At 66.6% G+C, this 21,257-nt stretch carries 31 protein-coding genes; 9 read left to right on the plus strand and 22 right to left on the minus strand.

Going from position 1 to position 21,257, the window contains the following annotated elements; translation table 11 throughout:
- Nucleotides 1-49: 49 nt before the first annotated feature.
- On the minus strand, nt 50-2,110 hold the full coding sequence (locus EV646_RS01290; RefSeq protein WP_132143031.1) for a HelD family protein: 2,061 nt from the start codon (nt 2,108-2,110) through the stop codon (nt 50-52).
- Nucleotides 2,111-2,331: 221 nt separating this feature from the next.
- Nucleotides 2,332-3,285, minus strand: coding sequence for a cyclase family protein (locus tag EV646_RS01295; RefSeq protein ID WP_199236738.1), 954 nt, complete (start codon nt 3,283-3,285; stop codon nt 2,332-2,334).
- A 35-nt stretch (nt 3,286-3,320) separates the two neighbouring features.
- Between EV646_RS01295 and EV646_RS01300 the strand changes: the two genes are divergently transcribed.
- The 3 genes from EV646_RS01300 (at nt 3,321) to EV646_RS01310 (ending at nt 5,287) form a co-directional block, all read left to right on the plus strand.
- Nucleotides 3,321-3,788, plus strand: a complete 468-nt coding sequence (locus EV646_RS01300; protein WP_158290879.1) for an anthrone oxygenase family protein — start codon at nt 3,321-3,323, stop codon at nt 3,786-3,788.
- A gap of 114 nt (nt 3,789-3,902) precedes the next feature.
- On the plus strand, nt 3,903-4,805 hold the full coding sequence (locus tag EV646_RS01305) for a DUF929 family protein (RefSeq protein ID WP_158290880.1): 903 nt from the start codon (nt 3,903-3,905) through the stop codon (nt 4,803-4,805).
- Between the two features lie 8 nt (nt 4,806-4,813).
- A complete protein-coding gene (locus tag EV646_RS01310) occupies nt 4,814-5,287 on the plus strand; it encodes a vitamin K epoxide reductase family protein (protein WP_241995123.1) in 474 nt (157 codons plus the stop codon).
- A gap of 91 nt (nt 5,288-5,378) precedes the next feature.
- Here EV646_RS01310 and EV646_RS01315 read toward each other — a convergent pair whose 3' ends face one another.
- The 4 genes from EV646_RS01315 to EV646_RS01330 all read right to left on the minus strand — a co-directional run bounded on the left by EV646_RS01315 (nt 5,379) and on the right by EV646_RS01330 (nt 7,082).
- Nucleotides 5,379-5,885 carry a DUF302 domain-containing protein gene (locus tag EV646_RS01315; RefSeq protein ID WP_199236739.1) on the minus strand — a complete coding sequence of 169 codons (507 nt, stop codon included), beginning with the start codon at nt 5,883-5,885 and terminating at the stop codon, nt 5,379-5,381.
- Between the two features lie 74 nt (nt 5,886-5,959).
- Nucleotides 5,960-6,238 carry a hypothetical protein gene (locus EV646_RS01320; RefSeq protein ID WP_132143039.1) on the minus strand — a complete coding sequence of 93 codons (279 nt, stop codon included), beginning with the start codon at nt 6,236-6,238 and terminating at the stop codon, nt 5,960-5,962.
- Nucleotides 6,235-6,540 carry a hypothetical protein gene (locus EV646_RS39170; RefSeq protein WP_199236740.1) on the minus strand — a complete coding sequence of 102 codons (306 nt, stop codon included), beginning with the start codon at nt 6,538-6,540 and terminating at the stop codon, nt 6,235-6,237. Before EV646_RS39170 ends, EV646_RS01320 begins: the two co-directional genes overlap by 4 nt.
- Nucleotides 6,541-6,758: 218 nt before the next feature.
- The gene (locus EV646_RS01330; RefSeq protein WP_132143041.1) at nt 6,759-7,082 is read right to left on the minus strand and encodes a hypothetical protein; all 324 of its coding nucleotides are present in this window, start codon (nt 7,080-7,082) and stop codon (nt 6,759-6,761) included.
- A 166-nt stretch (nt 7,083-7,248) separates the two neighbouring features.
- Here EV646_RS01330 and EV646_RS01335 point away from each other — a divergent pair, with 166 nt between their 5' ends.
- The gene (locus EV646_RS01335; RefSeq protein WP_132143043.1) at nt 7,249-7,578 is read left to right on the plus strand and encodes a DUF6401 family natural product biosynthesis protein; all 330 of its coding nucleotides are present in this window, start codon (nt 7,249-7,251) and stop codon (nt 7,576-7,578) included.
- 4 nt (nt 7,579-7,582) lie between these two features.
- Here EV646_RS01335 and EV646_RS01340 read toward each other — a convergent pair whose 3' ends face one another.
- The 16 genes from EV646_RS01340 to EV646_RS01415 all read right to left on the minus strand — a co-directional run bounded on the left by EV646_RS01340 (nt 7,583) and on the right by EV646_RS01415 (nt 17,036).
- Nucleotides 7,583-8,389, minus strand: a complete 807-nt coding sequence (locus EV646_RS01340) for a mechanosensitive ion channel family protein (protein WP_132143044.1) — start codon at nt 8,387-8,389, stop codon at nt 7,583-7,585.
- A gap of 64 nt (nt 8,390-8,453) precedes the next feature.
- Nucleotides 8,454-8,837 (minus strand): phage holin family protein, encoded by a 384-nt coding sequence (locus EV646_RS01345; RefSeq protein WP_132143046.1) that lies wholly within the window; start codon nt 8,835-8,837, stop codon nt 8,454-8,456.
- 14 nt (nt 8,838-8,851) lie between these two features.
- A complete protein-coding gene (locus EV646_RS01350; protein ID WP_132143048.1) occupies nt 8,852-9,244 on the minus strand; it encodes a hypothetical protein in 393 nt (130 codons plus the stop codon).
- A gap of 107 nt (nt 9,245-9,351) precedes the next feature.
- The gene (locus EV646_RS01355; protein ID WP_132143050.1) at nt 9,352-9,669 is read right to left on the minus strand and encodes a gas vesicle protein K; all 318 of its coding nucleotides are present in this window, start codon (nt 9,667-9,669) and stop codon (nt 9,352-9,354) included.
- A complete protein-coding gene (locus tag EV646_RS01360) occupies nt 9,666-9,854 on the minus strand; it encodes a gas vesicle protein (protein ID WP_132143052.1) in 189 nt (62 codons plus the stop codon). Before EV646_RS01360 ends, EV646_RS01355 begins: the two co-directional genes overlap by 4 nt.
- On the minus strand, nt 9,851-10,615 hold the full coding sequence (locus EV646_RS01365) for a GvpL/GvpF family gas vesicle protein (RefSeq protein WP_158290881.1): 765 nt from the start codon (nt 10,613-10,615) through the stop codon (nt 9,851-9,853). The genes EV646_RS01360 and EV646_RS01365 overlap by 4 nt, the downstream gene beginning before the upstream one ends.
- Nucleotides 10,608-10,940, minus strand: coding sequence for a gas vesicle protein (locus EV646_RS01370; RefSeq protein ID WP_132143055.1), 333 nt, complete (start codon nt 10,938-10,940; stop codon nt 10,608-10,610). The genes EV646_RS01365 and EV646_RS01370 overlap by 8 nt, the downstream gene beginning before the upstream one ends.
- A gap of 10 nt (nt 10,941-10,950) precedes the next feature.
- On the minus strand, nt 10,951-11,355 hold the full coding sequence (locus tag EV646_RS01375) for a gas vesicle protein GvpO (protein WP_132143057.1): 405 nt from the start codon (nt 11,353-11,355) through the stop codon (nt 10,951-10,953).
- A gap of 6 nt (nt 11,356-11,361) precedes the next feature.
- Nucleotides 11,362-11,610 carry a gas vesicle protein GvpG gene (locus tag EV646_RS01380; protein WP_132143059.1) on the minus strand — a complete coding sequence of 83 codons (249 nt, stop codon included), beginning with the start codon at nt 11,608-11,610 and terminating at the stop codon, nt 11,362-11,364.
- A 3-nt stretch (nt 11,611-11,613) separates the two neighbouring features.
- Nucleotides 11,614-12,369, minus strand: coding sequence for a GvpL/GvpF family gas vesicle protein (locus EV646_RS01385; RefSeq protein WP_158290882.1), 756 nt, complete (start codon nt 12,367-12,369; stop codon nt 11,614-11,616).
- Between the two features lie 2 nt (nt 12,370-12,371).
- Complete coding sequence (gvpJ, locus tag EV646_RS01390) at nt 12,372-12,833, minus strand: gas vesicle protein GvpJ (protein ID WP_132143063.1); 462 nt, start codon at nt 12,831-12,833, stop codon at nt 12,372-12,374.
- Nucleotides 12,834-12,863: 30 nt separating this feature from the next.
- A complete protein-coding gene (locus EV646_RS01395; RefSeq protein WP_132143065.1) occupies nt 12,864-14,252 on the minus strand; it encodes an SRPBCC family protein in 1,389 nt (462 codons plus the stop codon).
- Between the two features lie 5 nt (nt 14,253-14,257).
- Nucleotides 14,258-15,091, minus strand: coding sequence for a histone protein (locus tag EV646_RS01400; RefSeq protein WP_132143067.1), 834 nt, complete (start codon nt 15,089-15,091; stop codon nt 14,258-14,260).
- 91 nt (nt 15,092-15,182) lie between these two features.
- Entirely contained in the window at nt 15,183-15,440 is a 258-nt protein-coding gene (locus tag EV646_RS01405; protein WP_132143069.1) for a hypothetical protein, read from the minus strand.
- Nucleotides 15,433-15,645, minus strand: a complete 213-nt coding sequence (locus EV646_RS01410) for a DUF6458 family protein (RefSeq protein ID WP_132143071.1) — start codon at nt 15,643-15,645, stop codon at nt 15,433-15,435. The genes EV646_RS01405 and EV646_RS01410 overlap by 8 nt, the downstream gene beginning before the upstream one ends.
- Before the next feature lie 215 nt (nt 15,646-15,860).
- Nucleotides 15,861-17,036, minus strand: coding sequence for a serine/threonine-protein kinase (locus EV646_RS01415; protein WP_241995125.1), 1,176 nt, complete (start codon nt 17,034-17,036; stop codon nt 15,861-15,863).
- Between the two features lie 287 nt (nt 17,037-17,323).
- On the opposite strand from EV646_RS01415, the gene EV646_RS01420 reads away from it, so the two are divergent.
- The 5 genes from EV646_RS01420 to EV646_RS01440 all read left to right on the plus strand — a co-directional run bounded on the left by EV646_RS01420 (nt 17,324) and on the right by EV646_RS01440 (nt 21,189).
- Nucleotides 17,324-17,503 (plus strand): hypothetical protein, encoded by a 180-nt coding sequence (locus EV646_RS01420; protein ID WP_132143073.1) that lies wholly within the window; start codon nt 17,324-17,326, stop codon nt 17,501-17,503.
- 70 nt (nt 17,504-17,573) lie between these two features.
- Nucleotides 17,574-17,954 (plus strand): hypothetical protein, encoded by a 381-nt coding sequence (locus EV646_RS01425; protein WP_132143075.1) that lies wholly within the window; start codon nt 17,574-17,576, stop codon nt 17,952-17,954.
- Nucleotides 17,899-18,252: a hypothetical protein gene (locus tag EV646_RS01430; protein ID WP_132143077.1), complete on the plus strand. Its 354-nt coding sequence runs from the start codon at nt 17,899-17,901 to the stop codon at nt 18,250-18,252. Before EV646_RS01425 ends, EV646_RS01430 begins: the two co-directional genes overlap by 56 nt.
- Nucleotides 18,253-18,545: 293 nt before the next feature.
- Nucleotides 18,546-20,678: a DEAD/DEAH box helicase gene (locus EV646_RS01435; protein WP_132143079.1), complete on the plus strand. Its 2,133-nt coding sequence runs from the start codon at nt 18,546-18,548 to the stop codon at nt 20,676-20,678.
- A complete protein-coding gene (locus EV646_RS01440) occupies nt 20,671-21,189 on the plus strand; it encodes a VOC family protein (protein WP_338419235.1) in 519 nt (172 codons plus the stop codon). The genes EV646_RS01435 and EV646_RS01440 overlap by 8 nt, the downstream gene beginning before the upstream one ends.
- The last annotated feature ends 68 nt before the right edge of the window (nt 21,190-21,257 follow it).

A 21,257-nucleotide genomic window follows, 5' to 3' on the forward strand; every position in this document is an offset into this window, starting at 1 on the left:
GTGGACAGGAGCATGACCTCGGCCAAACGTTTTGTCAATGGCTCGTGGGCTACGTCTGGCTCAGGGCAGTCGGCAGGGGTGACGCGTGGACGATGTGGAGACGGCTGACGGCTCGCGTGAGTACGACGTACAGGCGATGGAGGCCGCGTGGTTCGGCGGCGACGATGCGGGCCGGCTCGGCGACCACGACGGCGTCGAACTCGAGGCCCTTCGCGAGGGTTGCCGGGACGCAGACGAGTCGTGTCGTGTCCATCTCCTCGTCGGTTTCGCCGAGAAGCGTGGGCTCGAGGCCGGCGGCTGAGAGTGCGTCGCGCAGATGCGAGATCTGGTCGTCGGCCGCGATCACCGCGACCGAGCCCTCACCGGCGAGGTCGGTCTTGCAGGCGGCAACGAGGGTGTCCACGAGCGATTGCTCGTCGGTCTCGACGATGGTCAGCGCGTCGGCGACCGTACGAACGCCACGCGGCACACCGAGCGTAGGTGCGATCTCGGGCAGCAGCTTGGCCGCGAAGTCGATGATCTGCTCCGGCACGCGGAAGCCCCGATCGAGCTCGGCCACGACGCCGTCCGTCTTGTCGAGATGAGCGAGGACCCGATCCCAGGGGCCTGCCGCCCAAGGGGTCGTTGCCTGGGCGAGGTCGCCGAGCACCGTCACCGAGCCCGTGCGGCAACGCCGGCCCAACGCGCGCAGCTGCATGGCCGACAAGTCCTGCGCCTCGTCCAGGACGAGATGTCCGAGTGAGCCGGTACGGCGCTCGATCAGGTCGTCGAGCTCGTCGAGCAAGACGGTGTCGGCGCCCGACCACTTCGCCGACTTCCACGAGCGAGCCGGCTTCTGCCACAGCAATGCGGCGCGTTCGTCTTCCGTGAGCTCGTCGCCTGCCGACTGCGCGAGGAAGTCGGCATCCGAGAACAGCCGGTGCAACACCTGTTCGGGCGCGACTCGTGGCCACACCGCATCGACCAGCTCCTTGACCGGCTTCGAGCGGGCCACGGCGTTCTGCACCCGGTCGTCCGGCGACTCACCACGCCGCTCCATCAGCACCAGTACGGCGTGCGCTATCCGCTGCGCAAGAGCAACCCGTCCCGGCGCGTATCTCGTCGACTCGCGCAGGGCGGACACGATCTCCACGGTCTCGTAGTCGTGCACGCGATAACGCTGGGATCCCTTGCTGTAAAGGATTCCGGCTGTCGGCGTACCGACGTACGACCACAAAGCCCGGTGCAAGATCCGTGCCATCCGGGCATCGCCCTTGACCCGCGCGGCCTCCGACTCGTCCGGCACCGCGGCGGGCTGATTGAACAGCTCGTCGATCGTGATCTGCCGTACGTCGACCTCGCCGAGCGCCGGCAGGACCTTGCGGATGTACGACAGGAACGACTTGTTCGGCCCGACGATCACGACGCCGCCACGGCTCAGCCGTTCCCGTTCGGTGTAGAGCAGGTAGGCCACGCGGTGCAGGCCGACCGCCGTCTTTCCGGTGCCGGGCGCGCCTTGTACGCAGACCGTCGGATGCAGCGGCGCGCGTACTAGATCGTCCTGCTCCGGCTGGATCGTGGCGACGATGTCACGCATCGGGCCGGTGCGCGGGCGTTCGATCTCGGCGCGCAGGAACGCGTCCGCCTGGTCGAGGTCGGCGGTCCCGATCAGCGGCTCGTCCTCGAAGCCGGTCAGCTCGGCCGCATCGGAGAAGCCGTAGCGGCGCCGCAGAAGCACGCGCTGCCGGTCGCTTCGGGTTGCTCGGTAGAACGGCACCGACACGGGCGCCCGCCAGTCGATGACGAGCGGGACGCCGTTGCCGTCGTGCACATGCCGGCGGCCGATGTAGATCCGGTCGAGCTCTTCGATCGTCCCGGCCTCGTAGTCGAGCCGGCCGAAGAACAACGGCACGTCGGGCAGGTCGATCAGCGCCCGGGTTCGCAGCTCGTAAGCGCGCTGATTGGCCTCGTTGGTGAACCGCTCGTCGTTGTCCTCACCACCGATCACCGGGATCTCGCGCCCGAACACTTCCTTGTACATCCGGGCCAGCGCCGCGCGGGCCTCGACCAGAAACGCCCGCTCGTCCTCGAGTTCCTGCGAGCCGGCCGGGCTGAGTGCGGATTCCACCATCGAAAGGAGCCTCGAATCGTCTAGAAGGATTGAAGAACGAGATCCCGCCCCGGAGCCATCCGGTTCGATTCGATCCTTGGAGGCACACCAGCCGCCCAAAAAGACAGGCCGAGCACGTTACCAACGACCCCATAGACCCGCCACCGAATATTCCAGGCACATTGTGGCGGCGCGATTCGTCGGTCCTCGAGAGGGCTGTCTCAGCGCACGCTTGAGAAGGGTCAGAAGGTGGCGATCGGGTTGACCGGGCTTCCGGACGTACCGGCGAAGCGGACCGGCGCGACGGCGAGGTGGAAGTCCCACTGGCCGAGCTCGGCGGCCGTCGTGGCGCACACCTCCAGGTCGCAGTTGTCGAGCAGCCACAGACCCATTGCAGCGAGACTCACGGCGTGAACCGGCATCAGCACATCTTCGTACCCCGACGGCTGAACCTCCTGGGGCGTGTCAGCGCCGATCAGCGCGACCTCCCGTTCGTGCAGCCACGGCAGGCAGGACGCGTGCCAGCCGGCCTGCGTGAAACCGGCGGCCGCACCGGCCTCGTGCCGGGCGCGGCCATAGCCGGTCCGCAGGAGTACTGCATCGCCGGATCGCACCCGCACACCCTGGCGACGCTCGGCCTCCTCGAGATCGTCGGGAAACACACCCTCCCCCGGTTCCAGCCACGGCACATCGCGGACCCTCGCAACGTCCAGCAGGACCCCACGCGTGATGATCCCGTTCGCCGCCGCCGTGACGGCCGCCCAGGCCGATCCCGTTGCGGCGTCGACCAACGAGTGCGACCGCCCGTTGTACATCGTGCCGTCCCAGAAGATGTGGCACGGCGAATCGACGTGAGTGATCGTGTTGCCGTGGAACATGATGCCGAGCCGCTCGTTCGAAAAGCCCCAGCGCCGGTCATTGTGAAACGGCGCCGGCATGTTCTCGGCACCCGGCATGTCGGCGGCGCACGGGCACGCCGTCGTCGACCGCTCCATCTCTTCTGGCACGGCGATGTCCCATGCGCACGACACGCTCCTGCCGTGGCGCACGGCCCGCGCCGCTGCCAGCCGGACGTCGTCGGTGATGTGGTTCAGCGTGCCGAGCTCGTCGTCGTCACCCCACCGTCCCCAGTTCGACAACGTGTCGAAGTACCCAAGCACGTCGTCCTGCGTGGGCACCGATGGCTCTGCCGTCATCCCAGCATTCAAACACGCTCTCAGGGAGAGGAAGGATGAGGATCACTCGCGTTGTAGGGCTGGTGGGTTGTGCGATTCTCACCGGAGTCGCCGCAACCGTGCTGGTCCTCGAGCTGGCGCTGCGGTCGCTTGATGGGCCGGCATACGTCGGTGTCCGGCAGGCTGAGTTCTGGTATTTCAACTGGTTCATTGGTCTGGTTTTTGTGCCGACGATTGTTGCTGTCGCGGTGCTTGTTGTTCAGGCGCGCAGGGCTCAGAGCACCGAGCGCCGGGCTGTCGTCATTGCACTCGTGCTGCTGCTGGTGGCCAGCGTCGTCACCGTTGTGGTCAATGGGCCGATCAACCTCGAGGAGCTGGGCTGGAACGTGCAGGCGCCGCCTGCTGACTGGGCACGGGTCCGCGACCGGTGGCTGATCGCTCACGCCGTACGAACTGTTGCGATTGCCGTTGCCCTCGGCTACCTCAGTGTCGCGACGCTCGGCCGCCGTACGACTTCCAAGTGATTCCGGAACTCTGCCTGTGGGTGTCTCGTTCAGAGGTGCGAGAGGGACCGTTGCGTCGGCGTGGCACACTTTGTGATGGCGTGAGTGCGCTTAGTGACCAGGCAGGAGAATGCAGTGAGCAGGCGTGTCGAACAGAAGGCGGCGGCCCGGGAGCGGATCGCTGCGCAGCTTGCCGCGCAGCAGCGGGCCGAGCGGCGCCGGCGGCTGTTGCTGGCGGTCGGTGCCGTCGCTGTCGTCGTGATCGTGGTGGGCGGGCTGGTGGTCATCCGCCTGACCGGTGGCGGGTCGAAGACCGCCCAGGCACCGTCGGGCTCCGCCGGCAGCCAGATCCTGACCGCGCTCAAGTCCATCCCGGAGTCGACGTTCACCGAGGCCGGCACCGACGCGGCCCAGGCCAGCCCGGCAGCGATCAACGCGCCTGCCTTGACCGCGAGCGGGAAGCCGAAGGTCCTCTACATCGGAGCCGAGTACTGCCCGTTCTGCGCAGCCGAGCGTTGGCCTGTCTCCGTGGCCCTGTCCCGATTCGGGACGTTCAGCAACCTCGGTACGACGCACTCCGCGTCCGACGACGTGTATCCGAACACGCCGACTCTCTCCTTCCACGGCGCCACCTACACCAGCCAGTACCTCGCGTTCACCGGTGTCGAGACCACGACCAACGAGAAGGTCAACGGCCAGTACGCCGTACTGGACACGCCGACGGCGGCCGACCAGCAGGTCTACGCCACCTACAACCAGCCGCCGTACGTGAAGAGCGGGGGCTCGATCCCGTTCGTCGACCTGGGCGGGAAGTTCGTAGCCTCTGGCGCGTCGTACAGCCCGGAGATTCTGGCCGGGAAGACCCAGAGCGAGGTCGCGGACGCGTTGAAGGATCCCTCGAGCCCGATCGCCAAGGCCATCGACGGTTCCGCGAACCTGTACACCGCCGCGCTGTGCAAGCTCACCAACAACCAGCCCGGCAACGTATGCACGAGCGCCGCGGTCACCGCGGCCGCCGGCAAGCTCGGGCAGAGCTGAGCCGCCCGGTGAGCAAGACCTCGCGCCAGGTCGCGACCACAACCCCGCCGCTGGGCTGGCTCCCCTGGACCACCTTGGCCGTGTCGGTCGTCAGCCTGGCGGTGGCGGCGTACCTGACCTACGAGCACTTCACCGCCGGCAGCACACTCGCCTGCCCGGACACCGGCGTCGTCAACTGTGTCAAGGTCACCACCAGCCAGTACTCAAAGTTCGCCGGGATCCCGGTGGCCCTGCTCGGCCTCGGGTTCTTCGCGGCGATGGTCGTGCTCTCGCTGCCAGCGGTCTGGCGTACGACGTCCCCGTGGCCGAGCCGCGTCCGGCTTGCCTCTGTCATCGTCGGAGTCGGCTTCGTCTGCTACCTGATCTGGGCCGAGCTCTTCCGCATCAATGCCATCTGCCTGTGGTGCACGGTCGTCCACGCACTGACGCTCGTACTGTTCGGCCTGGTCGTCATCCGCGAGGCGCTGGCTCCGATCGACTGACTCAGGCGCTGCAGACATCCTCGGCGAACCTCCCCCAGCGACCGTCGCGGAGTCTCCAGTCCAGAAAGCAAATCCCGGTGATCCAGGGGGTTCACCGCGTGTCTTGGTCCGCGACCTCCGCGACCTCCGCGACCTCGGCTTCGTCAACCGTCGAGTCAGCGGGCTTTTCGTTGTTGTCGGTCGCGAGCTGGGTGGTCAGTTCGTTGACGGCTTCCAGGGAAGCGGTCAGCTCGGTGGGGATGCGGTGGCGTTTGGTGAGCCAGGCGGGGTCGGTGTAACTCATCCAGACCGTGCCGTTGTCATCCATCCAGACCAGGAGCCGCAGCGGCAGATCGAGGGCTGCCAGCGGCGATGCAGCCAGGATCGGTGTCAGCGAGCGTGGATCACTGAAGCCCACCAACTTCGTGTCGCGCAGCTCGGTTCCGGCTCGATGTGCCTCACCGCTGTGGTCCACGACGAAGTACGGCGTACCGCCCGCGTGCTGGATCGCGCTTGTCAGCCGCAAGACCGTCTCGGCCACCGACAGCGGGCTCCGCTTGTGCACGACCCCGCTCATCGCCCGTACCCCAGCCGGACTGCCCTTCTGGTCCACGGTCATCTCGCACCTCCGTCGTCAGCCCCCTGCAGCCCAGAGTCGGTCACAGGGCCCTCGGCGTACAGAGGTGAGCGCACTCAGCGACGATCGCGCTGGGCCTCGGTAGCGCGGATGATCTGCTCACGCCAGCCGTAGGCCTGCTCCAGGGCCTGCACGCGCAGTGACTCGAGGACAGCTGCCGCGACCACCTTCAGTGCCGGCTCCTGATCGCGCCAGAAGTCACGAAGCGTTGCCGCCAGTTCCGTGGCAGTGATCTCCGATTGGCTTGCCCGCTGAAGTTGGAGCCTCAGCGCGTCGATGCTCGACTGCAGGCCTTCGACCCGAGCGGAGAAGGCCTCGTTGGGTTCCGTCGTCACGGCTGTACGGGCGTCGTCCGGCCACCGGCCGCGGATCCACCGCCGAGGCCCTGCAGCAGCCGGATGAGCGCGTCGATGAGGTTGCGGAGCAGGTCGCCGAGCGCACCACTCAGGTCGAAACCATCGAGCAGGCCGGCGATCGCACACAGCAGATTGCCCAGGAGGTTGCCGGGCCCGGGGATCGCGGTGATGTCGAGCACGACCTGGTTCAACTGCACGCGCAGGCCCAGCAGGTTCAAATCCAGCGGACCCAGTTCGAGATGGAGTATCGGGCAGACTTCTTGCCGGGGAGTTTCAGTCATATATCGATTGTGAGTCGCTGTGCAGCGACGATGCAATGCCGCGCGACGTCTTTTCCGTGGCATTTTCAGAATGCGTCGAGAATTTCAGCGCAAATGGAATAGACCGCACACAGATGGTGAAAGAGGAGCTACTCCGAAGCACCTCAACATTCAACCATGCAGCAAAGAGAGGCGGCGCCCGAGTGGCACCGCCTCCAGCACATCGCTCCGTCCGGTCGTCAGCCGCGGCGTACCGCCTTTTCGAGTTCGGCCTTCGTCATCTTGGAACGACCTTTGATGCCAAGGCGCGTGGCATCGGCGTACAGTTCCTCCTTCGTCCGGCCGACGTGCTCCGCGGCCCGGCTTGCGGTCCCGCGAGCCCGGCTTGCCGTCCCACGGGCCCGGCTTACCGTTGACGTCCGTGAGCGGGTACCCCGCCGGCTCTTTGCTGACTCCGAGCCGATGCCCGCCTTGGCCGCGAGGTCCTTGACGCCGGCCTTCGCCTGCTCAAGCTGCTCCTCGAGCTTGTTCCCCGCCTTCGAACCCCAAGTCTCATCTGGCATGGTCACTCCTTCCCGCGACTGCCATCACTGCGCTTCGGTACCCGCAAATTGCGGCTGACATGCGCTTTTGAACCGCGACCACACTGCGGCGTACTGCGCGCACAAAGTGCATTCATCAGAGCGATTGAATTGCCGATTCCGAGGATGATCCGTAACCTACTGAGCCATGACTTGGCTCAGGCGCCTGCACGAGGCGGCCGCGCGACAAGAGCTCACCATGCTGCGTGACCGCCTCACGCCGAACTTCGCCTCCTTGGAGCCGGCCCTGCACGCGGCCGTCGATCAGCATGCCGCGGCCATCCGGGACATCCTCGGACTGACGGCCGGTCGTGCAGGCCCGGTAGAGCTCGCCGCGTACGCCAGGGGTGTCCGCGACGTAGCGGCTGATCAGGGCTGGCAGACCGGTCGCATCGACTGGGTGACGATCCGGTTACTGGCCGCGGTGAGCCTCGCGCTCCCATCCCAAAGCCCAGTCCACGACCTGCCTGCAATCTGACCGATCACGTCGGCCGGCTGTCCCCCCGCGGCGGCGGTGGCGGCACCAGGCCGGTGGCCATCCCGCCCGTCGACGACTCGGTCGGCTCGCGTTGCCACTGGCTGCGGGCAGCGTCCTCGCGACCGCGCTGATACGCCTCTTCGCGCGATCGGGCGTTCGGGAAGTCTTCCTCGGCACGATCCAACCAGCGCTCCCACCGCTGCTGCATCGGCCGGATCATTCCGCCACCCATACCAACGACGATGACGCCGCCGACCGTCGCCAGGACCGCAATCAGGACCGGGGTTGTCACAGCGGTTGCCACGCCGATCTGGTTGAGCGCGGCGATGATGCCCAGCGCGATCACGAAGATCTGGACCGTCTTCGCCACCAGTTGTCCGTAACTGAGTGCGGACAGGGCGCTGCCGACCAGGTCACGCAACGCGTTGGCGATCGCCGCGGCGACGACCACGATCACGATCGCCACGACTGCCCGTGGCAGCCAGCCGACGATCGAGTCGAGGAGGTTGCTGACCGGGTTCGGACCGAACACCCCGAACGCGAACTGCAGCGCGATCAGGAGCACGAAGTAGTAGACCAGCGCGGCGATGAGACCGCTTGCGTCGTACTTCGACTGTTCGAGCGCTCGCCGGATGCCGCCGCGCTCGACGGCGCGGTCGAACCCGACGCGGTTCAGGACCACCTGGACGACCTTGCGCAAGGCCTTCGCCACCAGCCATCCGATCAGCAGGATGACCAGGAACACGGCGAATTTCGGCAAGAAGGTGATCACGTCATCGACCGCGTTGTTCCATGACTGGGTCAGATCCATCGTTCCGCTTCCCTTCGATCGACCCGGCTGATCCCCCCAGCGGACCGCGGGCAAGTTCAGATACTCAGTCGGTCTCGAGTTTGTCCGGCAAGAAGACGTTGACGAGCCAGCTGACAACCGTGATGATCAGCGCGCCGAGCAGGGCGGTGCCGAAGCCGTCGACCTCGAACGGGATATCCAGACCGTCACTGATCCAGGACGTGAGCAGCAACATCAGCGCATTGATGACGAAGATCAGCAGGCCAAGGGTCAGGATGATGAACGGCAGCGACAAGATCGTCGCCAGCGGCTTGACCAACGCGTTGACCACCCCGAAGATCGCCGCCACCACCAGCAGGGTGATGACCTTGCGTGTGGTGCTCGTCCCGCTCAAGGTGATGCCGCTCAGCAGCCAGGCGGCAGCGGCGAGGGCGATGGCGTTGACGACCAGCCTCATCACGAGCTTCATGTTCAGTCTCCCGTTCAGCGGTGGACCGCGTCGCCGACGCGGTGGAAGGCCTTGGTCAGCCTCTTGCGTCCCTTGCCCGCGGCCTTGCCGGCGTCATCGGCCACGCCGCCGGCCTTCTTCCGCAGCTTCCGGCCGGACTTCTTGCCGCGTTTACCCACCTGCTTGACGTCACCGGCGGCCGAGCCGCGTGCGCGCAGGCCGACGCCCTTGCGCATCCCGCGCTTGACGTCCTTCGCCCGCGGAATCATCAGCTGTACGCCGTACCCGTACAGGCGCAGCCCCAGAGCCATCAGGGGCAATCCCAGCGGCAGCAGGATCACCGTGATACACAACACGGCGGCCAGGATCATGACAACCGTGGCAAGCAGCCACACGAGCATGGCGCCGACTCCTCGCAAAACTTTCATGATTACCACGTCCAGCCAGATGCGAACCGCATTTCACGGTGGAAACGCGGTGAATCCCAACTACCTGTTCCCCGGCATTGCATTTCAAATCCGCTGCGGTTCAGTAATTACGTTTCGTGTGTGCCCGGTGACTCACTCGGCAACAGTGAGCCGAGTGGGCCGAGATCGATGTTCAGATCGGCCGTGCTCAGGCCGAACTGCTCCCGCAGCGCGGTCATGGCTTCCTCGAGTCGCATCAGACCGAGCCCGAGTTCTTCGACCTGCGTCGCGCTGAGGTCGCCCTGGTCCATCCGGCGGATCGCCTGGCGTTCCATCAACTGACGGACCAGCTCGACGATCGTCAGCACCAGCTTCAGCAACTCGCGTTCGACGGTGTCGGCATTGGCTTCGATCCGCTGAGTGATCGGCAGGATCGGCTCGGTCATGACAGTGGCTCCATTTCCGCGCGGACCGACTGGATGACCGCCGACAACTGAATCCGCACCAGGTCGACATCTGCCAACGAGATGACGATGTCGCCGGACAGCACGACCCCCTTGCCGAGCAACCGGTCCAGCAGGTCGACCAGGCTCGGCTCGGTCGCAACAGCGGTGGTGGCCTGGACCGTCACGGCTTCTCCAATACGGCGAAGGAGTACGGCGGCCAGGGCCCGTTCACCTCGATGTCGAACGACGGGTACCTGCCCCGCAGCTCGTCGACGAGCTGGAAGAAGTCGGTACTGCGGTCGTCGTCGACCAGGAACGTCGCGTTGAGAGACATCGTCTCCCGGCGGCCGGTGAGTCGTTGGTCCTGCGGCGCGAGCCGCCGCGTCGCAGCCGCACCGGGTACCAAGTCCCAGAACAGCTGGTCGGCAAGCATCTGCTGGTCCATTGTCGCCGCCTGCCGCCCGCGAATCTCGGCACGACGTCGCTCGAGATAGGCGACCCCTGAGCTGGAGCCCTCGGTCACGGGTGCGGCGGGTTTCGACGGCGCTTGGCTGTAGACCTTCACGCTCCACTCGCTGCGCCGGTCGATCCGGTCCAGTGCGACGACGAGGTCGTCGTACAACTCCTCGATCCGGTCGCGGGCGGCGTCGTCGGAGCGATAGATCGTGACCAACCGGAACGGCGCGAGGGCAGTGGTGATCGCCGCGGCCCGCCGGACGACCTCGTCATGCCGGCGTGCGGTCTTCTCCACCCAGCCGAGGTTCTCGAGGTTCTCACGCAGCGCCGACTCGCCGAACTCCTCCAGGTCGACAGTGCTCACCACAGCGGTCAGATCGCGATGCCCGATCGTCCTCACGGGAGTACCACCCACACCTTCGAGCGACGACAACACCTCCTCGTCCAGGTGCCGGCCGACCGCGTAGACGTACGTGCCGGTCTCAGCCACTGTCGCTCTCCAGTTCCTTGATCCGCTCCCGTAGCTTGCGGTTCTCGTCGGCCAGTTCCTGCTCGTCGCCAGACAGCATCGGGTCCCGGGTCCACCAGTCGATGCCCATCTCCATCGCCTTGTCGACCGAGACGACCAGCAGGCGGATCTTGACGGTCAGCAGCTCGATGTCGAGCAGGTTCACCCTGATGTCGCCGGCGATGATGATGCCCTTGTCCAGCACTCGCTCGAGGATGTCCGCCAAACCCTCCGGCCGGGGAGCGGCGGACGCGAAGCCGTAGCGGTCCATGCCGGCCCGGCGGGACGAGATCGTCGGTTCTGTCATCGCACGTCCCTCACTCCTGCATCCGCCCACGGACATAGCGGTCCAGCCGTCGGTAGCCGGTCACCACGCCGTCGGGGTCGACGTCGACCTCGTAGACGGCCATGATGTCGGTCGTCTCGGGGATACGGCGCGACTCGACCACCTGCACCTGGACCCGCCAGCCGTCCTCGACCTTCTCGACGGCGACGATGCTTTCGGGAGCCTGCCCAATCAGCTCAGACAGTTCGGAGGCGGCCGTCACCGCAATCGTGCGCAGCGACTTCGGTGTCGCTCGCCGACTCCGCGTCGTACCGGTGGACTCGCTTTGTCCGTCACTCGAAGCGCGAGTCGACGACGCCTTCTTCGCCGGCTGTCGCTTGGCCGGCGTATTCCGTTGCGTGGTCTTGCGTGGTGTGGTCTTGCGTGGCGTGGCCATGGACGATCAGACCTCTCCCTGCCGGCGGTCGTTGGCAACAAGCAGCCGAGCGATCAGTTCTTCCTCCATGGCAGCGGCGTCGTCCGGGCTGAGCGTCCCGTTCTCCCGGAGCGCCTCGATCTGCTCGAGTTGCAGCCGAATCCGCGCCGGGTCGTAGTACTCGCTCTCGGCCTGGCGGCGGATCTGCTCTGCCAAAGCGACCGTGGCTCGCACGGGTGCCAGTGGCAGGGTCAGGAGGTTCGTGATCAAGCCCATGCGTCACTCCCCCGCCGCGACGAAGTCGTACGGCGCGGTCGGCCCGATCAGCTTCAGCGTCGCCCGCCCGGCGAAGGCCTCGGCCAGCTTCTCCACGGCCTGCTCGAACTCCGCCCGCTTGCTGTCCTCGACCAGCAGCGCGACATCGAGCAGCCGATCCACTCCGGCGCCCTCGCGGATGTTGACGGCCGCCGCATGACGCTCGAGCTCAGTCAGCAGGTTGCGCCCGTCCTCCGCACTCTTGGCTTCGAGTGCTCGCGCGACCAACTCCCCGAGCCGGACACGATCGCCGTACGACGAATCGTCGGGCGCATCTCGCGTGGCAGCTCGAAGTCGCGCGATCTCGGCGTTCTCCGCCACGACCTCGGTCAGGACCTGCCGCTCGTCGTACCGCGCACGTACGACGAACTGCGACTGGCCGGCCACGTCGTCCAGCATCGCGTGGAAGCGATCCTGGTCAGGCTCCAGCAGGTTGGTCTTGACCGCGTCCCGATCCTGCATCACTGATCCGAACCGGATAGGCAGGACCGGCCCAACGGCCGCGACCGCATCGAGCACCCGGCTGTGGGCCATCAGATCGTCGCGTCCAGCCATGGTTCGGTCGCTGTCCATGAGACTCGTGACCGCGGCGACGTCGCCGTACGGAATCAGGCTCACGGCTTGGCCGGCGACCCCCTTGAGGTCCTTCGGCAGCACGAGATCCGCGGGTACGACTCCGTACACGTAACAGCCAAGGCCGACGTCACCCGGCGTGGCCACGGTCACTCCTCAGTCCTCCGACGACGCGCCGCGGCCTTCTTGGCGGGCCGGCGACGCGGGCGGGCTTCCTGGTATTCCTCTTCGCGCTCGTCCTCTTGCTCTTGCTCAGCGCGATCCTCGTCCCGTCCGAGCAGCGCTTCCTTCGCTCCGGACAGGAGACCGCGCGTCTTGCCCTGCGCGCCGCTCTCGCTCATCGACTCGACCATCCCCGGGAGCGTCTCGCCCCCCTTCTCGTACAGATCCAGGCGGTTCGTGGCTTCCGCGAAGCGCAGGTAGGTGTCGACACTCGCGACGACGATGCGGGCGTCGATGGTCAGCAGCTCGATGCCCACCAGGGAAACCCGGATGTAGGCATCGATGACGAGTCCCTTGTCGAGGATGCTGTCGATGACGTCGGCGAGGCTGCTCGGTGCGGGCCTCGACAGATAGCCACCTGAGCGTTGGCCTGCGGCCGCCATGGTCATGGGTCTCTACCTTCCAGTCGGCTAAGGGGCTCAGCTCGCGCGACGACGCGGGCGGGGTTCGGGTTCTTCCTCGTACTCTTCGTCTTCTTCCTCGTACTCGTCCTCAGGCTCCTCTTCCTCTTCTTCGCCCTCGTCCTCGTACTCGTCCTCTTCGTCGTACTCGTCCTCGTCGGCGGGCTCTTCGTCCTCGGCCGCCTCTTCCTCTTCTTCCTCGTACTCGTCCTCGGGCTGCTCTTCCTCTTCTTCGCCCTCGTCCTCGTACTCGTCTTCCTCGTCGTACTCGTCCTCGTCGGCGGGCTCTTCGTCCTCGGCCGCCTCTTCGTCTTCTTCCTCGTACTCGTCCTCGGGCTGCTCTTCCTCTTCTTCGCCCTCGTCCTCGTACTCGTCCTCTTCGTCGTACTCGTCCTCGTCGCCCGGCTCTTCGTCCTCTTCGTACTCGTCCTCAGGCTCTTCTTCGCCCTCGTCCTCGTACTCGTCTTCCTCGTCGTACTCGTCCTCGGCGCCGGCCTCCTGGTCGTTCTCCTCGTCCTCGGAGGCTTCCTCGTCGGTGCGCGTCACCTTCGACTCGTGAATCTCGCCGCGCCATCCGTCGACCTCGTCGGGATGCAGGATGACGTTCGTCATCACGTGCCGCTGGAACTGCTTGAGCTCCGCCCGTGCGCGACGCCCCTGCGCGCGCCAGATGTTCCCGACCCGCTCGAACATCCCCTGCGGGTAGTACTCGAGTACGACGAGAATCCGCGTCAGGGTGGGAGCCAGCTCGTGGAACGTCACGGAGCCGTCGACGTACCCCTTCTCCCCCTTCGAGCGCCAGACGATCTTCTCGTCCGGTACCTGCTCGAGGATGGTCGCCTCCCAGGTCCGGTGCGACCAGAGGATCTTCGCCTTGAAGGCGACCTTCTCGTCGGACTTCTGCTCCACGCTCTCGACCTTCTTCATGAAGCCGGAGAACTCCTGGAACTGCGTCCACTGGTTGTAGGCGACATCGAGCGGTACGCCGACATCGATCCCCTCGATGATCTTCGTCGCCTTCGTCGCCTTCTTGCCTTGTTTGCCGCCCGAGCCCGAGCCCCCGGAAGCGGCGTCCTTCACCATGTCCACGGCTCCCATGAACCCCCCTTTCAACGCTCCCATCAGAGGTGATCGCCCGGTCGCCGCCGCCTTGCCTCCCCCGACGAGCGCTTTCCGCGTGACACCACCGCTCGAGGCGACATCGACCAGCCGTTCGGTCAGGCCCGAAACCTTCTCCGCGGCCGCTTCAGCCGTGCGTCCGGCGGCGGCCGAGAGCGCGTTCTGCAGTTCGCTCTTCAACCGGTCGACCGGAAGTTCATCGACGATGGACTTCAGGCCGTTGTGCTCCCCGTTGTGCTTGCCGTTGCGCTCCCCGCTGCGCTCCTCGGTGCGCGATCGTTCGGCCATCTCGGTCACCCGCGCTTCCTCGCCGAGGATCCGCTCGCCGTGCTCTTCTTGGCCGCGGTCTTCTTCGCCGCGGTCTTTTTGGCGGCGGTCTTCCGCGGCGGTGAGGACTTCTTCGCGGCCGTCTTCTTGGCGGCCGCCTTCCGCGGCGGCGACGACTTCTTCGCGGTCGTCTTCTTGGCCGTGGTCTTCTTCGCCGGCGGGGTGCTCTTCTTGGCCGTGCTCTTCTTTGCGGAGGTCGTCTTCCGCGGGCTGGAGCCGGAGTCCGCGCTGGAGCCGGAGTTGCTGCTCGCAGCCTTCGCCGCGGTCTTCTTGGCGGGCCTCTTGCTCGTACGACGTGGGCCGGAGCTGTCAGACCGCTCCCGCGGCCGCCTGGAGCTCTCCTCCTCGGAGCCGCGCTCGTCGTCGCTCGACTGGCTGCGGCTGTCGTCGCCTTCGCGGCTTCTCCGCGCGCTCACGCCACGCCGCGGCCTTCTACGACGCCGCTTCGGACGCTCCTCGGGCTCGCTCTCGCCCTCACCCTCGCCATTCCCCACGGCGAGCAACCGGTCGGTGCGATCCCTGATCGAGTCGCTGACCCGGTTGAGCCGGTTGCTGGCCGCGGCCACCGCCGCTTCCCGGCCGGCCGTCACGAGCCTGCCCCGCACTTGATCGGACAGCTTCGACAGTTCGGGGTTCTGCTCGACGACGGTCGCGAGCTGCTGAACGATGGCGCGCGGGTCCGTCGCGATCCGCTTGCCGGCCAGCAGTCCACCGACAGTGATCGCCAGCCTGAGCTTCTTGGTGCGGCCGAGCAGGTAACCGCTCGCGACGGCAGCCGCCACCTTTGCGGTGCTATTCATGGACTCTCCTACAGAGCTGGTAGTGCCACCTCGGAGCAGTTCTCCGAGTGGCCTTCGGCAACGAACAGGCACCGTCCGGGCCTGGCCCGGATCAGTGAGCCAAGGCAGCGATCCGCCGCAGCATCGGGAGACTGGGATACGTTTCGCGATGAACCTTCCGCAGCAGGATGATGGCGTAGATCGGGACCTCGTCCGGCTGGAGCAGGGACTCGATCAGGTCGAGCATCGGGATCGACGGAAAGTGATCGTGCGCGACCTTGTCGAGCAATGCGTCCAGCAGCAACTCCCGGGCTTCGGGCGGCTTGCGTGCGTCAGACTGTGAATCAGCCTTGATCCAGAGCTCACTCATGGATGTCGCGCCGCTCGTGGACGGAGGTGTGTGACGTTCTGCTCCGCTGGTTCGCGAAGATCAGCGCCACGCCGAGACCGATCACGCCGGCCGCCATCAGTACATACCCGACCGCGGTCAGGTCCACTCCGCTGAGCCGATCCGACACGGCGAAGGCCAGAATTCCGCCAACGGCGAGCAGGAATACGGATACACCGATTCCCATGGGAAACCTCCTTACGACCCTCCCCGTTCCGAAATTGCGATTAACGACGCGGTACCCACGCAAAACCCGGCAAAACGACAATCTGTAACGCTTACTTTCCGCAAGAGCACCGAAGCATTGCGCGACTGTTGAAGCAATCGCTCATTTCAATCAGTCGAATGCCGGTTGAACTCAATTTCCGCATGAACGGTCACCCGGCGCAGTCGGCGCCAAGGTCAGGACTTCGGCTTCTTCGACTTGCCGGACTTCGACTTGTGCTCCTTCGAGCCCTCTCCGGCCTTCGCCTTGCCGGGTTTGCCCTGGGTCGACGGCTTCAGCTCGGATGCGGTCGTCGAGCGGGTGCTCGGTGGCTTCGTCGTCGGTACGACGGCCCGCGACGTACTCGGCGTAGTCGGCACTACCGCCGGAATAGTGGGATTCGGATTCAGCTCGTCCGTGGCCGGCAGATCCATCCCCTGTGTGTCCAGCACAATGCCGAGCGCTGCCGACACCGCCAATGCGATGCCGGCTGCAGCACCTGCGAGCACCGGCTTCCGTCGTACCGGCAAAACACTGGTGATCGCGTCGTCGACAGCCACTGGCCGGACGCCCGAGGCGACTTCATCGGCGGTCGGCCGGGCTGCCGGGTCCTTCGCGAGCATCCACAACGCCAGCGCCTCGACGTCGCCATCGAGCTCTGGCCGCAGCTCGCTCGGCGGGATCGGTGCACTCTGCACGTGCTGGTACATGAGCGATGCGGGCTGATCGGCCATGAACGGCGGATGCCCCGTGACCAGCTGATAGAGCACGCAACCGAGTGCGTAGATGTCTGACGCCGGGCCGGCCGGCTTGCCGCGCGCGCGTTCCGGCGCCAGGTAGGCACTCGTGCCGACGATCTGCCCAGTGGAGGTCAGCGTCGTCGTGGCGTCGTGAAGGAAGCTGACGATGCCGAAGTCGGCGATCTTCACCGTGCCGTCGTCGGACAACAGCAGGTTGCCGGGCTTGATGTCGCGGTGGACGATGCCAAGCTGGTGGATCGCGGCCAGCCCGGCCGCGGCCTGCCTGATGATGTGCTCGGCCCGCTCGGGCGAGAACAGGCCTTTGCGCTTCAACTCATCGGCGACTGTGTTGCCGCCCACCAACTCCATCGCCAGGTAGTAGCCGGCCCCGTGCGTACCGAAGTCGTAGGCAGCAACCACGTGCGGGCTACGAATCCTCGCCAGCGCTCGCGCCTCACGCTGAAATCGCTCCGCCGCCGCGAGGGTCTGCGGGACCGGCCTCATCAGTTTGATCGCGAGCTGACGCCCCAGCCGCTCGTCCGTCGCTCGATGGACCTCCCCCATCCCACCACGACCGATTACCTCGCCGATCCGGTATCGCCCGCCTATCAGAGCGTCATCCGTGGTCCTCACCGTCAATCGGTACCCGCTCCCCGGCGACGCATGTAACGATTTCCGGTCCGGCCACGATGTGGTGGGTGGAAGCTCCCATGAATTCGCGGAGTCTGTGGGGGTACCGCAGCAGTAAAGGAGTCTGGTCGCACGTGAGGCCGGGCTTCTCAGGTCTCGGCGTTCCGACCAGCAGCGCCGGGACCGTTCATGTGGTCCGATCGCTGTGTGCTGTCGGCCTTCTGGACGGTCCATCGGCGTACCGGCGCGTTCACACACCGCCTGGGAAAGCACAGTCGGAGAACCCAAGGATGTGCGAGACAGCACAGCGCCTCGTCGCGCTGCTACGAATGCTCGAGCAAGGGCCGGCCCCGTTCGGCGCCCTCGGCGACGACGCCATGCTCGACGCCTGGTTCGGGCACCGGTCACCACTCTTCCGCCCGGCCGATGCGGAACCCGGCCCGGCGGGACACCTGGCGACTTCTGTTTGACGGGTGGCATGGGGCTGGGTACCGGGACCAGCCATAGCCTGTGGGCTGTACCACGACCCTAGGACGCACCATGAGTGTTTCCATCCTCCGGATCAGTCGCCCGCGTGGCGACGCGCACCTGGTCTGCAGGTTCGTCCATCAACTCACCGTCCGCTCCGGGGTCCCGGTCAGCGCCCGGCCCTCGGCGACCACCCGTGGTCAGTGGCAGATCGTCTGGTACGACGGCCCGACCGTCATCGCCATGCGCCGGCACGCCGCAGAGCTGGGCCGGGCCGTGGTCGGCGTCGATCTCGACACCTTGACGTGGGAACGCACAGCCCGCGTGGTGCGGCCCGTCGTACAGACAGTTTCCGGGTACGGCGCCTGGGCACCGGCCGTCGAGGAGGTGGCGAACGATGACCGTGAAGCTGAACAAGAAAGCGTTCGACCACGCGAAGCGGCTCGTCCGTAACGGGCAGACAGCCATGGACGAGCGGGACGACTGGAGTGAGCACGCCCCCACCGCGGACCAGGAGAACGACTACCTGGACAAGCACGGCTGGCGCGAGTACGGCGAGTGGTACCTCGGGATCGACACCGAGATGGACGAGGAGACCAAGGGCCACTACAAGTTCCCGTACGGCGACTTCCGGCGGGTCCACCGCTGCGGCGTGATCAGCGCCGAGTCCCGGGCCGCCCAGAACGACTACGACGACATCACCAAGGCCGTCGAAGAACTCCACGAACTCCTCGACGGCGACCACGCCTGAGGCCCGTCGCACCCGGCCGTGAGTACTGAGGTGCCCTCGCTGGGCGACTGAGGGTAATATCGAAACGACACCGTACGTCGGCAACGCCTCTCGCGACGCCGATCGCGCCGCGAGCAGGACTCACAGCCATCCATCAGTGGGCGTCGCCCCGGTGGCGGGTTGTACTGGAATTCCGCATGTCGACCGCTCGCGGGTGACGGCGCCTTCGGCGCGGCCGCTCGCCGGCCGCGCGATGACGTGCGGGGTTGCGTGCCGCGGCAACAACCTGTCGCGGCAGTTCGGAGGAGGATTCTTTGGCCCAGCGAGGCCGGCGTCGGTCCGACGCCACCCGTAGTGCCACGCCGCCCCAGCGTCGGCGTCGTATTCGCGACGTCGAGGTCGAGGGCATGATGCCCGTTCTGGCCCGTGCCGTGCGGGAGGTCGAGGGCGCCGTCGAGCGCGGGGCGGTGCGGCCGTCCGTGCGTACCAAGTTCCAGGTCGTCGCGCTGCTGGTGCGCGAAGAGCGCGCCCGCGTGAACGCGGACAAATCCGCCAGTGACACCCACCGGGCCGAGCAGCTCAGGCGCCTCGACGGGATCGCGACGATCCTCGCCAAGACCGCGGCCCGCGAGCCCTCGCTGCTCGCCTTGCTCGCCGAGGACGCCGTGGTGTCCGACGCGGCGGCCGCGCTCAAGCGCCAGATGCTGGTCTCCGCCGGCGTCGAACCGCCTGAGGAGCCGGCTCCCAAGGAGCCGCCGGCTGCGGCTCCGACGACCGCGCGTCAGGTCGTGCCGCAGTCGGTCGTCGCTCGGCAACTCGCCAATCCCTTCCTGGCCCCCGACTTCTCCTCAGCCCCGCCTCGCGACGTACAGCCGCGGCGTTTGGCGGGCTGGGAGCTGATCACCCCGTTGCTCAAGTCCTTCGAGTACGCCACGGCGTCATCGACCAAGGCGCTGCCCAAGCCCACCTCCCTGCGCACCGCGAGCGGCGTAGACCTGATGCTCCATCAGGCGCAACTCGTCGCCGCTACCGCGGCGGGTCATCGGACCTTCCTGCTGGCCGACGAGCCTGGCCTGGGCAAGACCGCTCAGGCGCTCCTCGCCGCGCAGGCTGCCGACGCTTATCCTCTGCTGGCCGTCGTACCGAACGTCGTGAAGACGAACTGGGCCCGTGAGGCCGGCCTCTGGACTCCGCGAAAGACCGCCACCGTGATCCACGGCGACGGCGACACGATCGACGGCTTCGCCGACATCGTCGTGGTGAACTACGAGGTGCTCGACCGCCACGTCGGCTGGCTCGGGGACCTCGGCTTCCGCGGCATGGTCGTCGACGAGGCGCACTTCATCAAGAACAAGAAGTCCCAGCGATCGCAGAATGTGCTCCGGCTGTCCGAGCGGATCAGGAGCCGGACCGCGCGTCCCCTGCTGATGGCGCTGACCGGCACTCCGCTGATCAACGACATCGAGGACTTCACGCCGATCTGGGAGTTCCTCGGCTGGATCGACGAGACGGGACCGCGCGCCGAGCTGATGCAGTCGCTCGAGGAGACCGGCCTGACACCGGCCGACCCCGGCTTCTACGCGGCCGCCCGGGCCCGCGTGATCGACCTGGGCGTCGTTCGCCGTCGCAAGGTCGACGTGGCCGCCGACATCCCGGCCCGCCGGATCGCCGACCTGCCCGTCGAGCTCGACGACGCCGCCGGCCGGTCCATCCGCGAGGCCGAGCGCGAGCTCACCAACCGCCTCGTCGCCCGCTACGAGAGCGCACTCGCGACGCGAACCTCAGGCGACGTCGTCGACGGCATCGACCACGAGCTCGTACGACGGGTGGCCGGCTGGGAGCGCTCCGACCCGGACACCGCGAAGACCGGCGAGAACGTGTTCAGCCTGGTCCGTCGCATCGGCCGGGCGAAGGCGGGTCTGGCTGCCGACTACGCCGCGCAGCTGGCGCACAACGTCGGCAAGGTTGTCTTCTTCGCCCGGCACATCGAGGTGATGGATGCCGCCGAGAAGCTCTTCGCCGAGCGCGGCATCGCCTACTCCTCGATCCGGGGCGACCAAACCGCGAAGAACCGCCAGAAGAACATCGATGCGTTCGTGAACGATCCTGAGGTGTCCATCGCGGTTTGCTCGCTGCTGACAGCCGGCGTGGGTATCAACCTGCAGGTCGCGTCGAACGTCGTACTCGCGGAATTGTCCTGGACCAACGCGGAGCAGACGCAGGCCATCGACCGCGTGCACCGCATCGGCCAGGAGGAGCCCGTCACGGCCTGGCGCATCATCGCCGCCCAGACCATTGACACCCGGATCGCCGACCTCATCGACGCCAAGGCAGGCCTGGCCGCCAAAGCCCTGGACGGCTCTGACGAGGAGCTCTCGTCCTCCGCCGACCTTCAGCTCGAGGCCCTGGTCACCCTCCTCACCAACGCTCTCGGAGGCGATGGGTAAGCGCTATCCTGCGCAGGGTGATCTACGAACTGAACCACGTGGGTGGGCGCGTCAGAGACTTAACCACATCGGCTTCATGACCGACGACCTCGACGCGGACTACGCCCGCTTGATCGAACTGGGCTACACCGAGCTCACGGCCCCGAGGACCGCAAGCAGCGGCCAGGGGCGCCTGGCCTTCATTGCGGACCCGAACGGCGTCCGCGTCGAACTCCTCCAGCGGTCGGAGGACTTCCGGATCCCACCGATCGTCTCAGGCCCCGTCCGCCACTTCTCGTACGTCGCCCTGGCTGCTCCCGACCTCGAGGCCGCCGTCGAGTTCTATGGCACCCACCTGGGAATGCACTCTGTGCCGTCCGACTCCCCCACTTTCCGGATCGGCGATGACGCGGTCAAACTCTTGCCCGCAGCAACCACCCCGATCGACCACCTGGCCCTCGCCGCGACCGTCGCCCGCCCGGACGCCCGAGACCCGGACGGCAACCGCGTGATCTTTCAGGCTCATTCCTAGGAGACGCCGGGGTCGAGGCCAGTGTCTTTCCCTGGTGTGAGCGTGAGGCGGCCGCGGGACTGTGGTGA

This window comes from Kribbella antiqua (assembly GCF_004345665.1).
GTDB lineage: Bacteria > Actinomycetota > Actinomycetes > Propionibacteriales > Kribbellaceae > Kribbella > Kribbella antiqua.